The sequence below is a fragment of the Aquihabitans sp. McL0605 genome (assembly GCF_049993875.1).
Classification (GTDB): domain Bacteria; phylum Actinomycetota; class Acidimicrobiia; order Acidimicrobiales; family Iamiaceae; genus Aquihabitans.
This window is the reverse complement of the sequence record NZ_CP188252.1, coordinates 3,724,674-3,738,181: the sequence shown is the minus strand read 5'-3', so window position 1 is coordinate 3,738,181 and position 13,508 is coordinate 3,724,674. Positions and strand designations below refer to the sequence as shown.

At 72.2% G+C, this 13,508-nt stretch carries 14 protein-coding genes; 9 read left to right on the top strand and 5 right to left on the bottom strand.

From position 1 onward, the window contains the following. Positions 1-2 precede the first annotated feature (2 nt). From leuD to ACPPVX_RS17225, 4 genes are read left to right on the top strand one after another with little or no spacing between them, the layout of a single operon-like run. Positions 3-596 carry a 3-isopropylmalate dehydratase small subunit gene (gene leuD, locus ACPPVX_RS17240; protein WP_426571810.1) on the top strand — a complete coding sequence of 198 codons (594 nt, stop codon included), beginning with the start codon at positions 3-5 and terminating at the stop codon, positions 594-596. Positions 597-605: 9 nt separating this feature from the next. Further along, entirely contained in the window at positions 606-2,234 is a 1,629-nt protein-coding gene (locus tag ACPPVX_RS17235; RefSeq protein WP_426571809.1) for a hypothetical protein, read from the top strand. Continuing rightward, on the top strand, positions 2,231-2,581 hold the full coding sequence (locus ACPPVX_RS17230; RefSeq protein WP_426571808.1) for a hypothetical protein: 351 nt from the start codon (positions 2,231-2,233) through the stop codon (positions 2,579-2,581). Before ACPPVX_RS17235 ends, ACPPVX_RS17230 begins: the two co-directional genes overlap by 4 nt. 52 nt (positions 2,582-2,633) lie before the next feature. Then, the gene (locus ACPPVX_RS17225; protein ID WP_426571807.1) at positions 2,634-3,143 is read left to right on the top strand and encodes a hypothetical protein; all 510 of its coding nucleotides are present in this window, start codon (positions 2,634-2,636) and stop codon (positions 3,141-3,143) included. Positions 3,144-3,178: 35 nt separating this feature from the next. On the opposite strand, the gene serA is transcribed toward ACPPVX_RS17225, so the two are convergent. After that, complete coding sequence (gene serA, locus ACPPVX_RS17220) at positions 3,179-4,747, bottom strand: phosphoglycerate dehydrogenase (protein ID WP_426571806.1); 1,569 nt, start codon at positions 4,745-4,747, stop codon at positions 3,179-3,181. Positions 4,748-4,808: 61 nt separating this feature from the next. On the opposite strand from serA, the gene ACPPVX_RS17215 reads away from it, so the two are divergent. Continuing rightward, a complete protein-coding gene (locus tag ACPPVX_RS17215; RefSeq protein ID WP_426571805.1) occupies positions 4,809-4,979 on the top strand; it encodes a hypothetical protein in 171 nt (56 codons plus the stop codon). A 21-nt stretch (positions 4,980-5,000) separates the two neighbouring features. Here the strand turns inward: ACPPVX_RS17215 and ACPPVX_RS17210 are convergent, their stop codons facing one another. From ACPPVX_RS17210 to ACPPVX_RS17200, 3 genes are read right to left on the bottom strand one after another with little or no spacing between them, the layout of a single operon-like run. After that, positions 5,001-7,052, bottom strand: a complete 2,052-nt coding sequence (locus ACPPVX_RS17210) for an alpha/beta hydrolase family protein (RefSeq protein ID WP_426571804.1) — start codon at positions 7,050-7,052, stop codon at positions 5,001-5,003. 40 nt (positions 7,053-7,092) lie between these two features. Then, positions 7,093-7,644, bottom strand: coding sequence for a GNAT family N-acetyltransferase (locus tag ACPPVX_RS17205; RefSeq protein ID WP_426571803.1), 552 nt, complete (start codon positions 7,642-7,644; stop codon positions 7,093-7,095). Next, positions 7,641-8,837: a pyridoxal phosphate-dependent aminotransferase gene (locus tag ACPPVX_RS17200; protein ID WP_426571802.1), complete on the bottom strand. Its 1,197-nt coding sequence runs from the start codon at positions 8,835-8,837 to the stop codon at positions 7,641-7,643. The genes ACPPVX_RS17205 and ACPPVX_RS17200 overlap by 4 nt, the downstream gene beginning before the upstream one ends. Before the next feature lie 159 nt (positions 8,838-8,996). Here ACPPVX_RS17200 and serC point away from each other — a divergent pair, with 159 nt between their 5' ends. Then, entirely contained in the window at positions 8,997-10,133 is a 1,137-nt protein-coding gene (gene serC, locus ACPPVX_RS17195; protein ID WP_426571801.1) for a phosphoserine transaminase, read from the top strand. Between the two features lie 19 nt (positions 10,134-10,152). On the opposite strand, the gene ACPPVX_RS17190 is transcribed toward serC, so the two are convergent. Next, positions 10,153-10,641 carry a Fur family transcriptional regulator gene (locus tag ACPPVX_RS17190; RefSeq protein WP_426571800.1) on the bottom strand — a complete coding sequence of 163 codons (489 nt, stop codon included), beginning with the start codon at positions 10,639-10,641 and terminating at the stop codon, positions 10,153-10,155. 93 nt (positions 10,642-10,734) lie between these two features. Here ACPPVX_RS17190 and ACPPVX_RS17185 point away from each other — a divergent pair, with 93 nt between their 5' ends. From ACPPVX_RS17185 to ACPPVX_RS17175, 3 genes are read left to right on the top strand one after another with little or no spacing between them, the layout of a single operon-like run. Further along, positions 10,735-11,733, top strand: a complete 999-nt coding sequence (locus ACPPVX_RS17185; RefSeq protein ID WP_426571799.1) for a metal ABC transporter substrate-binding protein — start codon at positions 10,735-10,737, stop codon at positions 11,731-11,733. Positions 11,734-11,745: 12 nt separating this feature from the next. Further along, positions 11,746-12,561 (top strand): metal ABC transporter ATP-binding protein, encoded by an 816-nt coding sequence (locus ACPPVX_RS17180; RefSeq protein WP_426571798.1) that lies wholly within the window; start codon positions 11,746-11,748, stop codon positions 12,559-12,561. After that, positions 12,558-13,370, top strand: coding sequence for a metal ABC transporter permease (locus ACPPVX_RS17175; RefSeq protein ID WP_426571797.1), 813 nt, complete (start codon positions 12,558-12,560; stop codon positions 13,368-13,370). The genes ACPPVX_RS17180 and ACPPVX_RS17175 overlap by 4 nt, the downstream gene beginning before the upstream one ends. The last annotated feature ends 138 nt before the right edge of the window (positions 13,371-13,508 follow it).

Sequence of the window (13,508 nt, the reverse complement as noted above, 5' to 3'; positions counted from 1 at the left end):
TCATGGAAGCCGTACGCATCGTCACCGGGACCGCGGTCCCCCTCGATCGGTCCGACGTCGACACCGATCAGATCATCCCGTCCGACTGGCTCAAGCAGGTCGAGCGCACCGGCTTCGAGAAGGGCCTCTTCTCCGAGTGGCGCGACGACCGAGACTTCGTGCTCAACCAGGAGCAGTACGCCGGGGCCAACATCCTCATCGGCGGGCCCAACTTCGGCACCGGCTCGTCGCGCGAGCACGCCGTGTGGGCCATCCAGCAGTACGGGTTCCAGGCCGTGATCTCGCCCCGCTTCGGCGACATCTTCCGCAACAACTCCACCAAGAACGGGCTCGTCCCGGTGGTGGTGTCGGCGGAGGTCGGCGAGCAGCTGCTGCGCGCGGTCGAGGCCGATCCCACGCTCGAGATCACGATCGATGTGATGCTCCGCACGCTCGAGGTGCCCGCCATCGACCTCGTCGTCGACTTCCCCCTCGACGAGTCGACGCAGAACCGCTTCCTGCAGGGGCTCGACGACATCGGGCTCACCATGCGCCAGCTCGACGACATCTCCGCGTTCGAGACCCACCGTCCCGATTGGCTCCCGACCACGCGCTAGACCATCCCGATGGTCGAGCGCGCTCCCCGCACGGGGATGAGGGTCGGCGCGCTGAGCGGACCGACCCGGTGGCTGGTCCTCGGGGTCTTCGCGGCGTTCGCCGTCCTGCCCATCGCGGCCGCGGTCCTCGCCGTGCACCGGGGCTGGGAGGCCACGGGCGACTCCGCGCTGATCGGGCTCCGGTCCCGTGACGCGTGGACCAGCCACGCCCCGCTCGTCGGGCAGCCCACCACCGGCGACGGGCTCACGGGCAAGCCCTCCAACCACCCGGGACCGATCGAGTACTGGTGGCTCGGCATCACCGTGCGCGTCCTCGGCGCCCAGCTGGGCATGGCGGTGGGCGCCGCGCTGGTGAACGGGGCCGCGCTGGTCGGCATCGCCTGGCTCGCGTTCCGGCGCGGCGGCCCCGACCTCCTCGCGCTCACCGCCGCGGCCCTGGCCGGCATGGTGCTCACCCTCGGCGCCGTCTCGCTGTGGACGCCGTTCAACTCCGAGCTCGCCACCTACCCCATGCTCCTGGCCGTGTTCGCGGCCTGGTGCGTGACCATCGGCGACCTCCGGGTCCTGCCCGTCCTCGCCGCGTCCGCCACCGTCGCCGCCCAGGTGCACGTGGCCGGCGCCGTGTTCGTGGCTCCCCTCGTGCTGGTCACCGCCGTCTCCCTCGTGCTCGTCGGGCGCCGCCGGCCGAAGGCCCTCCGCCGCGACGCCGCCTACCTGCTGGGCGCGGCGGCCATCGTGCTGGTCACGTGGCTGCCGGTGCTGGCCAACGAGCTGGGCAGCGGGCCCAGCAACATCGGCGCGCTGTGGGCCACGGCCACGGTCGACCGGCCGCGCATCGGGCTGGTCTTCATGCTCGAGCGCCTCCTTGCCGCCGTCGCCCCCACCCCCGCCTTCCTCCACCGGGCGCCGTTCCTCGCCGATCCTTCGGCGCTCCAGGTGCTCGTCGCCGCCGCCATCATCGGCGGCGCGGGGTCGCTGGCCCTCCACCTGCGCCGGGCGTTCCCGCGCAGCAGCGCTCCCTGGCTCGTCGCCCTGGTCATGCTGCCGATGCTCACCTCAACGTGGATGGGGAGCCGCCAGCCGCCGCTGTCCGCGTTCCGGCCCGACGCCGCTCGCTGGCTGTGGGTGGTCAGCCTCGCGGTCTGGGTGGCCCTGGCCTGGTGCGCGTGGTGGACGGCACCCGACCGGATCTCCGCCCGCACCGGCAAGGCGCCGCTGTACGTGGCCGCGGTGATCGTCGCCCTGGCCGCGATCGGCTCGCTCGCCACGTTCCAGCTGACCGATGTGCGCGACGGTGGCCTGATGCCCTCGGTCGACGAGCTCGCCGATGCCACCACGGCCAAGCTGCCCAAGGGCACGTACCACCTGCAGCTGGAGGGCGACCAGGCCCTGCTGACCATCGGCCCCGCCCTCGCCTACCGGCTCGAGGCCGACGGGTTCCACGTGCGGGTCGACGACAACGCGTTCGGCCGCGGCTTCGGCAGCCAGCGCACCGAGCGGGCGCCCGGCGCCCCCACCATCCGCGTCTCCTCCCGCGACGACGCCACGGCGGCGGCCGACGAGAAGGTGGTCGCCACCGTCCCGCTCGACGCCGACGACGACGGCAGCGGCACGATCACGGTGTTCCTGCGCTCGTGAACCGCCGAAGGGACATCGTCGTCGTGCTCGCCCCGCTCGTCGTCGCGCTCCTCGTCGGCGGCTGGCTGCTGTGGGCCCGGCAGGAGCCGAGCCGCCAGGGCGGCTACTGCTCGAACGCCACCATCGAGATCGCCGGCTCGGTCGCCGACTCCGTCGACATGGGTGCGGGCGCGGCCCCGCCGGTCCAGCGGATCCTCGATCGGGTCGACCAGGTCGACGTCTCCCGCTTCCAGGTGGACACCCCGCGGGAGATCCAGGACCAGGTCGACGAGCTCGCCGCCACCAGGAGCAAGGCCGCGTTCGCCGAGATCATCGTCGACTACCTCAAGCGCTGCGGGAACATCTGACCGGCGCGAGGGCCGGTGCACCACCTCCCCAGATCGCTTGTAGGGTGCGCCCATGCGGGGTGGCAAGGTGCGCAAGCTGGCAGTGGTGGCCCTGGTCGTGGGCGCGGGAGCGGCGCTGTTCAAGTCGCTGCGGGGCCGGCCGGCGCCGCAGTTCTCCAACCACCCCACGGTGACCGGCGGTCCGTCGGCGGCCGGCGCCGGCACCACCGAGATCACCACGCTCGTCGTGACCGAGCCCGTCGAGCCCGAAGCCGAAGCGGTCCAGCCCGAAGCCGAAGCGGTCCAGCCCGAAGCGGCGGCCGAGCCCGAACCGGCTGCCGAGCCCACCGAGCCGGCGCCGGCCGCGGCCGCGTCCTCCGGTGAGGTGGCGTGGGTGCTGCCGATCGACGGCGAGTGCCCCGACAGCCACCCGATCAAGGCCAAGGTCAAGAGCGGGATCTACCACCTGCCGGGCACGCCCACGTACCCCCGCACCAAGCCCGACCGCTGCTACCCCACGGCGGAGGCCGCCGAGGCCGACGGCCTCCGGGCCCCCCGGCGCAAGGCCGACGGCACGGCGTGAAGGTCCCGGCCGTCCTCCAGCCGGACGCCTGAGCGTCAGGCGCCGGCGGCCACCGCCACCTCGGTGACGCCATCGCAGGCCCGCAGGGCGTCGACCACCTCGGCCGGGGCCGGCTGGGTGGTGGCGATCACCATGAGGGCGCTCGCGGCCTGCGACGAGCGGCCCACGTCCATGTCGGCGATGTTCACGCCGGCGTTGCCGAGGATCGTGCCGACCCGGCCGATCACGCCGGGACGATCGTCGTTGCGCACCACCAAGAGGTTGGCCGACGGCGGCACGTCGAGGGAGTGCCCGTCGATCTGCACGACCCGGGCGTCGGCCTTGAGGCCCACGAGCGTGCCGGCGATCTGGTGGCCGCCGCCCGAGATGCTGATGAGGTTGATCCAGTCGACGCTGCTCGAGGTGGACGAGTCCTTGACCTCGATGCCCCTCTCCGCGGCGAGCTGCGGGGCGTTCACGTAGGAGACCGGCTCGTCGGTCATGGTGCCGAACAGGCCCTTGAGGACCGACAGGGTGAGGATGCGGGTGTCGTAGCCGGCCAGCTCGCCCTGGTACTCGATCTCCACCGACGCCGGCGTGCCGGCACCGAGGCCGGCGAAGAGCCGGCCCAGCTGCTCGGCGACCCCGAGGTAGGGGCGGACCGTCTCGCTGGCCTCGGCCGCAGCGACGTTGACGGCGAACGGCACGAACTCGCCGGCGAGGGCCAGGCCGACCTGCTCGGCGATGGTGTCGCCGGCCTTGTCCTGGGCCTCGCGGGTGCTGGCGCCGAGGTGCGGGGCGACGACCACCGACGGGAGGCTGAACAGCGGCGACTCGGTGGTGGGCTCCTTCTCGAACACGTCGAGGGCGGCGCCGGCGATCTGCCCCGTGCTGATGGCGTGGGCGAGCGCGGCCTCGTCGACGATGCCGCCGCGCGACACGTTGATCACCCGCAGCTCGGGCTTGGCCTTGGCCAGGAACTCGGCGCCGATCAGGCCGATGGTCTCGGGCGTCTTGGCGACGTGGAGGGTGAGGAAGTCGGCCTGGAGGGCCACCTCGTCGAGGCTCACCAGCTCGATGTTCATCGCCCGGGCGCGGTCGGGGGCGATGAACGGGTCGTGGGCGATGATGCGCATGCCGAACGCCATGGCCCGCTGGGCCACCAGCTTGCCGATGCGGCCGAGGCCGATGACCGCGAGGGTCTTGTCGGCCAGCTCGACGCCCTCCCACTTGGAGCGCTCCCAGCGGCCCTGCACCAGGGCGTTGTGGGCCTGGGGGATGTTGCGGGCCTGGGCCAGCAGGAGGGCCATGGTCTGCTCGGCGGCGGAGAGGATGTTGCTCTGCGGCGCGTTGACCACCATGACGCCCCGCGTGGTGGCGTGGGCCACGTCGACGTTGTCGAGGCCGATGCCGGCGCGGCCGACCACGATCAGATCGGTGCCCGCGTCGAGCACCTCTGGGGTGACGGTGGTGGCCGAGCGGATGATCAGGGCGTGCGCGCCCTTGATCGCCTCGACCAGCTCCTCGGGGGCCAGCCCGAGCCGCACATCCACCTCGTGGCCCGCCGCACGCAGCGCGTCGAGGCCTCCATCAGCGATCTTCTCGGAAACCAGCACGCGAGCCATAGGTGCCCGAGTCTGCCGGGTGGCCCGCGCGACCCGCCAATGCCCGCGTACCGTGGACATCGTGTACGACGCCGACGAGCCGGAGGAGCCCCGCGGCAAGGTCGACTGGGATGCCTGGGAGAAGAACCGGCTGTCCGGTCGCGGCAAGTGGTGGCTGATCTGGGCCGTGCTCATGCTGGGTGCGCTGACCGCCCAGCAGCTGAGCCACCACGGCGCCTTCTGGCCCCGCTGAGGTCGCCCTGGGGCCGACCGGTCAGAGGCCGACGGCCCCGGCGACCGGCTCGATCGGGTCGGCGGGGTCGAACCCGAACACCCTCCCGTAGAACCACAGCTCGGCCTCGAGGGCGCGCACGATGTTCTCGGCCTTGCGGAAGCCGTGCTGCTCGCCCTCGAACAGCAGGTACGCGTGGGGGATGCCCTTGGCGGCCAGGGCCTCGACGATCATCTCCGACTGCGCCGGGGGGACCACCTCGTCCTCGCTCCCCTGGAACACGATGAGCGGCACCGAGAACCCATCGGTGTGGTGGATCGGCGACCGCTCGTCGTAGACGGGCTTGGCCTCCGGGTACGGGCCCACCAAGCCGTCGAGGTAGCGGCTCTCGAACTTGTGGGTCTCCTGCGCCAGGGCCGAGAGGTCGGCCACGCCGTAGTGGCTGGCGCCGGCCTTGAAGACGCGGTGGAAGCAGAGCGCGGCCAGGGTGGTGTAGCCGCCGGCCGAGCCGCCGCGGATGGCGAGCTGGTCGGGGTCGACGAACCCCTCGGTGGCCAGGTGGTGGGCCGCCGCCACCGCGTCCTCCACGTCGACGATGCCCCACTGCCCCTGCAGCAGGTCGCGGTACGGGCGGCCGTACCCGGTGGAGCCGCCGTAGTTCACGTCGACCACCGCGAACCCCCGGCTGGTCCAGAACTGCTTCGACAGCTCGAGGCGGTTGCGGGCCGCGGAGGTGGGCCCGCCGTGGATCATCAAGACGAGCGGCGGCTTCTGCTGGTCGTAGGGCGCCACGCCGGGGTTGACCGGCGGGTAGTGCAGCGCGTGGGCGTGGCGGCCGCCCGCCGACCGGAACGTGATGTGATCGGGTGCCGAGAACCACTCGGGCCCGAAGCCGAGGTCGCGGTGGGGCCGGAGGCGCTCGAGCCCGGCGGTGGGCCAGTCGCCGCTCGGCTCCATCACATCGACCAGGTACGGCGCGACCTCGGATGCAGGCGTGCCGGCCACCACCAGGGCGTCGTGGGTGTCACCGATGGTGACGACCTGTCCGACCTCGGAGAACGGGGTGTCGAGGACGCGCAGCAGGCCGTCGTCCTCGATGATCGCGAGCTGGTCGGCACCGTCGCTCGTGAGCGTGACCGCCAGCCGGCCCGGTGCGATCTCGGCCCACCACCGCAGGCCGCCGACCCACAGGGCGCCGCCGATCTCGCCCTCGACCCCGCCGCCGGCGATGACCGGCTCGATGGCGCCCCCGCCGAGCGGCAGGCGCCAGGGGTTCCACCAGCCCGTGCGATCGGTGCAGAACAGGAGCGTGCCATCAGCGAGGAACCCGGGCTGGATCACCGACTCGGCGAGGCCGCCGGCCACCACCGATTCGCCGGTGAGCCCGACCGGGGCGCCGGCGGCGTCGCGCTGGATGGTGGCGAGCAGCAGCTCGGTGCCGTCCCACGGCATGCGCGGGTGGTCCCATCGGATCCACGCGACCCGGTCGCCCTGCACCGCCGGCGAGTGGACGAAGTCGGCTCCTCCGGCCAGCACGCGCACGAGCGACGGGTCGGCGACGGCGCGGCCGTCGAGCGGGAGGGCGACCAGCTCGTTCACGGCCTCACCGTGGGCGGCCACCGCATCGGGCTCGTGGCTCTCGCGCACGACCACCAGCCAGTCGTCATCGAGCCACACCGGCTCGCTCCACCGGAAGCCCCGGGCGACCGTCGGTGCCGGCGAGATGGCGACGGGGTCGCACCGATCGCCGGGATCGACGCGGTACAGCACCTGATCGGCCCAGTTGGCGAACACCACGACACCGTCGCGGACGCCCCACGCCCCGCCGCCGTACTCCATCACCGCGGTGCGGGCGTTCCACTGCGCGCCCTCACCGGCCGGGTCCCACTGCGGGAACAGATCGTGGCGCTGGTTCCCGCTGGACCAGCGCACGAGCTGGTAGCGGCCGCCTTCGGCCGGCCGCTGCTCGTTCCACCACACATCGGCCCCATCGGCCCGGATCTCACCGACCCCCGCCGCCCCTTCGACGAGGCGGGCCGCGGTGATGGGCGACGGCCACGAACCGTACGGAAGGGTGGGCTTCGGGTGCGTCATGGCCGCCATGGTGCCACGACCACGACCCGATCCGGCGTGGTCAGCCGTCGCTGGAGCGGAGACCCACGGCGTCGTGTCGCCACCACACGTCGGGGTACACCAGCGCGCCGGTCACCCGGCCGGGACGCCCCGGCAGCGGGCGCACCTGGAACGCACGCGACGGGATGCGGACCGACGGCGACCGGAACCCCAGCGGCTCGGCCGGCACGAAGCCGAGCCGCGAGTAGAAGCCGGGGTCGCCCTCGAGGAAGAGGAGCGGCTCGTCGCGCCCGCCGAGCTGCTCGAGCGACTCCACCACGAGCGCGGTGCCGATGCCCCGGCTCTTGTGGTCGGGTCGGATCGACAGCGGGCTGAGCACCAGCACGTCGACCAGCTCGGTGGGATCGTCGACCCAGGCCCGGGAGTAGGCGACGTGGCCGATGACCTCGTCGTCGAGCACGGCCACGAACGAGAGGCCGAGCCAGGCGGCTGACCCACGGAGGTCGTCGAGGAGCGCAGGAAGGGCGTCGTCGCCGAAGGCAGCGGCCACGACGGACCGCACGGCGGGCTGGTCATCGGGCTCCTCGAGCCGGATGACCAGGCCGGAGCTCACTTGGCCAGCAGGTCGGCGATGCGCTGGATCCCCTCGCCGAGGTCGTCGTCGCCGAGGGCGAACGACAGCCGGGCGTAGCCGGGGGCGCTGAACGCCTCGCCGGGGACGATGGCCACCTTGGCCTCCTCGAGGATGAGGTCGGCGAGCTCGAGGGTGGTGCGGACCTCGCGGCCGAGCACCGGGCGCTGGAGGATCGCCTTGAAGCTCGGGAACGCGTAGAACGCGCCCTCGGGCTCGAGGACGGTGACGCCCGGGATGGCGCGCAGGGCCTTGTACATGTGGATGCGGCGGCGGTCGAACGACTCGCGGAAGCGGGCGACGTCGTCGAGGCCGCCCGTGAGGGCGGCGAGGGCGGCGCGCTGCGACACGTTGGCGACGTTGGACGTCTCGTGGCTCTGCAGGTTGGTGGCGGCCTTGACGATGTCGGTGGGACCGACCATCCAGCCGACGCGCCAGCCGGTCATGGCGTAGGTCTTGGCCACGCCGTTGAGCACGAGGCAGGTGTCGGCCAGCTCGGGCACCAGCACCGGCATGGAGTGGTGCTCGGCGTCGCCGTAGGTGAGGTGCTCGTAGATCTCGTCGGTGATGACCCAGATGCCGTGCTCGACGGCCCAGCGGCCGATGGCCTCGATCTCGTCGCGGGGGTACACGGCGCCCGTGGGGTTGCTGGGCGACACGAACACGAGCGCCTTGGTCTTGGCCGTGCGGGCCTGCTCGAGCTGGTCGACGGTGACCCGGAACCCGGTGCCCTCATCGGTGGCCAGCTCCACCACCTTGCCGCCGGCGCGCTGGATGGGCTCGGGGTAGGTGGTCCAGTACGGCGCCGGGAGGAGGACCTCGTCGCCCGGATCGATGAGCGTGGCGAAGGCGTTGGCCACCGCGTGCTTGCCGCCGTTGGTGATCAGCACCTGGCCGGCGTCGATGTCGTAGCCGCTGTCGCGGGCCGTCTTGGCGACGACGGCCTCCTTCAGCTCGGGTAGGCCGCCGGCCGGCGTGTAGCGGTGGTTCTTGGGGTCGCGGCAGGCCGCGATGGCCGCCTCGACGATGTGGTCGGGCGTGGGGAAGTCGGGCTCGCCGGCCCCGAACCCGATCACGGGCTCCCCCGCGGCCTTCAGCGCCTTGGCCTTGGCGTCGACGGCCAGGGTGGCCGAAGGAGCGATGGCGGCGATGCGGTCAGAGACTCGTGAACCCATGCCTGCCATGGTGCCACGCCCCCTCCTCCACCAAGAACCCGGTTCACCCCCTCCCGAACCCGGCACCGATCACAGGCACCGGTGTCCGTGATCGGTGCCGGGTTTCGGGGGTGGATTCGGCTTTCGACCAGGGTGAGCTGGGCTGCGACACTGGCGCCCATGGCTGCGACCCCCTCGATCACCATTCCCGCCGACCTCCTCCCCGCCGATGGGCGCTTCGGCTGCGGTCCCTCCAAGGTGCGGCCGGAGGCCCTCGCCGCCCTCATGGAGGACGCCCCCACCTACCTGGGCACCTCCCACCGCCAGGCCCCCGTGAAGTTCATGGTCAGCCGGCTGCGCAACGCTGTCGCCGAGCTGTTCGCACTGCCCGACGGCTACGAGGTGATCCTGGGCAACGGCGGCACCACCGTGTTCTGGGACGCCGCCATCTTCGGGCTGATCGAGCAGCGCAGCCAGCACCTCACCTTCGGCGAGTTCTCCAGCAAGTTCGCCGAGTGCGCCAGCCGGGCCCCGTTCCTGGGTGAGCCCACCGTCATCAGCGCCCCGCCCGGCGAGGCACCGCAGGCCGAGGGCGAGACGGGCATCGACCTCTACGCGCTCACCCACAACGAGACCTCCACCGGCGTGGCCATGCCCATCGTGCGTCCCGCGGGGACCGACGCCGGTGCCCTCGTCGCCGTCGACGCCACCTCGGCCGCCGGCGGCCTGAAGTTCGATGCGGCCGAGACCGACGTCTACTACTTCGCGCCCCAGAAGTGCCTCGCCTCCGACGGTGGCCTCTGGATCGCAGCGGTGTCGCCGGCCGCCCAGGAGCGCATCGACCGGATCGCCCAGAGCGACCGCTGGATCCCAGCGTCGATCGACCTGAAGATCGCCAAGGACAACTCCCTCAAGGACCAGACGTACAACACGCCGGCGCTGGCCACCATCCACCTCGCCGTCAGCCAGATGGAGTGGATCAACACCAACGGCGGGCTCGGCATGTCGTCGGCCCGCAGCGCCAAGAGCGCCGAGATCATGTACTCGTGGGCGGAAGCGTCCGACTACGCCACGCCGTTCGTGTCCGACCCGGCCCTGCGCTCCAACGTGGTCGCCACCATCGACATCGACGACGCCATCGACGCCACCACCATCTCGGCGGTCCTGCGGGCCAACGGCATCGTCGACACCGACAGCTACCGCAAGCTCGGCCGCAACCAGGTGCGCATCGCCATGTTCCCGGCGATCGACAGCGAAGACATCGCCCAGCTCACCAGGAGCATCGACCACGTCGTGAACGAGCTGCGCTCCGCCTGACGTCCTCCCCCGCCCGACCTCAGTGGTCGTGGTGGTGGTGGGCCGGGTGCACCCCGTCATCGCGTCCCCGCGACGGGTCGGCGGTGCACGCGGCGCACCGGCCGGGAAGCGTGATCGCCTCGGTCCGCAGCACGAACCCGTGCTCGGCCAGCACCTTGCGCGCCACCGACGACAGCAGCCTGGGGTCGGCTCCCGTCACCTCGCCGCACTGGTCGCAGACCAGGTGGTGGTGGGCTGCCTCCGGCAGGTGGTGGACCACCGCGCCACCTGCGCCCTCGATGCGGGTGACGACGCCCAGGTCGGCCAGCGTGTCCAGCGTGCGGTACACGGTGGACTCGTGGAAGTCGGGGTCGACGGCGCGCACCCGCTCGACGACCTCCGGGGCCGTCGGGTGGTGGCCCGGAACGCTGACGAGGGCGTCGACGACCGCCTTGCGGGCCAGCGTCACCCGTCCGCCTCGGGCGCGCAGCTGCTCCAGGATCTCGGCGGCACGGTCTCGGTCGGACACGGTCGGCACGCTACCGATCTCGTCGTGCGTGGTCGCGCCCCTGCTCTGGCGAGCTTGTCGCAGGTGCAAGTGACTTGCACCTAGGGTCGGTCGGTGCGCCTCACTCCGGCCCTGCCGCTCGTCATCGCCCTCGCGGCCCTGGCGGCGACGGTGGCGAGCTGCTCGAGCGACTCCAACGATGACGGGCAGCTGCGGGTCGTCACCACCGTGGCGCCGATCACCTCGATCGTCGCCAACATCGCCGGCCCCGCCGTCCACGTGACCGGCATCGTCCCCGAGGGCACCAACTCGCACACGTTCGAGCCCAAGCCGTCGGCCGCGAAGACGCTGGCCACCGCCGACGTCGTCTTCCTCAACGGCCTCGACCTCGAGGACCCCACCGAAGACCTGGCGAAGGCCAACGTGGGCGACGGCGTGCCCATCGTGAAGCTCGGCAACGACATCCTCCCGGAGAAGGACTGGATCTACGACTTCTCGTTCCCCAGGAGCGGCGGCAAGCCCAACCCCCACCTCTGGACCGACCCGCCGATGGCCAAGGCGTACGCCGAGGTCGTGCGGGACACCCTGGCGGAGGCCGACCCGCACCACGCCCGCACCTACCAGGACAACTACACGGCGTTCGCGGCCAGGATCGATGCGCTGGACCAGGCCATGGAGACCGCGACGGCAACGGTCCCCAGCAACGACCGCAGGCTGCTCACCTACCACGACGCCTACGCCTACTTCGCCCAGCACTACGGCTGGACGGTCGTGGGAGCCATCCAGCCGTCCGACTTCGCCGACCCCACGGCCAAGGAGGTGGCCAAGCTGATCGAGCAGATCCGCCAGCAGGAGGTCCCGGCGATCTTCGGATCCGAGGTGTTCCCCTCTCCGGTGCTCGCCCAGATCGCCGATGAGACGGGAGCGAAGTACGTCGACGACCTGCGCGACGACGACCTCCCCGGCGAGCCGGGCGATGCCGAGCACTCGTGGGCCGGGCTGATGCGGTTCGACTACGTGACGATGGTCGAGGCCCTCGGCGGCGACGCACGCGCGCTGAAGGCCGTCGACACCAGCGACGTGACCACCGACCACGCCGACTACCCGCAGTAGGCCCGGCGCGACATGGACACACCGCTCGTCGACCTCCGCTCGATCACCCACCGCTACGACGACGCCCCCGTCCTCGAGGGCGTCGACCTCACCATCGAGGCCGGCACGTTCACCGGCATCGTCGGCCCGTCGGGAGCGGGCAAGACCACCCTCCTCCGCATCCTCCTCGGGTCGATCACGCCGACCGAGGGGGCGGTCCACCGTCGAGCGGACCTGACCACGGGCTACGTGCCGCAGATCGAAGGGGTCGACTGGTCCTTCCCGGTCACCGTCCGCGAGGTCGCCCTGATGGGGCGCCCGCCCGACCACCGGTGGCCGTGGGCGAGCAGGACGGAGCGAGCCGCGGTGGCGCGGGTGCTGGAGCAGCTCGGCCTCGAGGGGCTCGACGACCGCCACATCAGCGAGCTGTCGGGCGGCCAGCAGCAGCGGGTGTTCGTGGCCCGGGCGCTGCTGCAGGGGGCCGATCTGCTGGTGCTCGACGAACCGACGGCAGGCGTCGACGTCCGCACCCGCCACGAGCTGCTCCACCTGCTCGCCGACCTCCACGACCACGGCGAGGTCGCCATCCTCCTCACCACCCACGACCTCAACGGGCTGGCCGCCCACCTGCCCCACCTGATCTGCCTCAACCGCGAGGTCCAGGCCAGCGGGGCCCCGCTCGACGTGCTGACGCCGGCCACCTTGGAGCACACCTTCGGCGCGTCGATGGACGTGCTCGTGCACGCCGGGCTCCCGGTGGTGCTCGACGCCCACCATCGAGACCACCACTCGACCAGGGTCGGCACCGACCACCACCACGGCACCGATCACCACGAGGACATTCGATGAGCGGGTTCTGGGAGCCGTTCGAGTTCGCCTTCTTCCGCAACGGGCTCGCGGTGGCGGTGATCGCCGGCGCGCTGTGCGGCCTGGTGGGCGCGTTCGTGGTCGTGCGCGGCATGAGCTACCTGGGGCACGGGCTGTCGCACGCCGTCTTCGGCGGCGCCGCCCTGGGTGCCACCGCGGGGATCGGCTACTACCCCGCCGCCGGCGCCTGGGGCATCGGCGCCGCGCTGCTGATCGGCCGGATCAGCGGACGGCGGGTGATCCACAGCGACGCGGCGATCGGCGTGGTCAGCACCGCCTCGTTCGCGATCGGGGTGGTGGCGCTGGCGCTGTGGGGCCAGGCCAGCCGCGGCATCGAGGCCGTCCTGTTCGGGTCGATCCTCGGCGTGGGCCGGGCCGACCTCGCCATCGTGGCCGCGATCGCCATCGGCATCGCGGTGGCCATCGCGCTGCGGTACCGGGCGCTCGTCTTCACCAGCTTCGACCCCGAGGTGGCCGGCGCGGCCGGGGTGCCGGTGGCCCGCATCGACGCGCTGCTGATGGTCCTGCTGGCGCTCGCGGTGCTCGGCACGATGCAGGTGATCGGAGCCGTGCTCGTGTCGGCTGCGATCGTCATCCCGGCGGCGACCGCCCGGCTCCTGACCGACAGCTTCGGCCGGATGCTCGTGATCTCCACCGCGCTCGGCGCGGCGGCGGGGCTCGTCGGGATGGTGGCGAGCTATCACCTCGACGTGCCGAGCGGCGCCACGATCACGCTCGTGGCGGCCCTCGGCTTCGCCGTCGCCGGCGCGGCTCGCGCCCTGCGCGGCTGATTCCTCACCCACGGTGACCTGGTCTTCCGCCGGTTCTGGCACGTGACCAGCCAAAACGACGGATCCGCCGCACACATCACCCGGGGGGAGGGTTGGGCGATGCTGCGACGGATCCGAAGTCCGGCGTACCGGACGAGC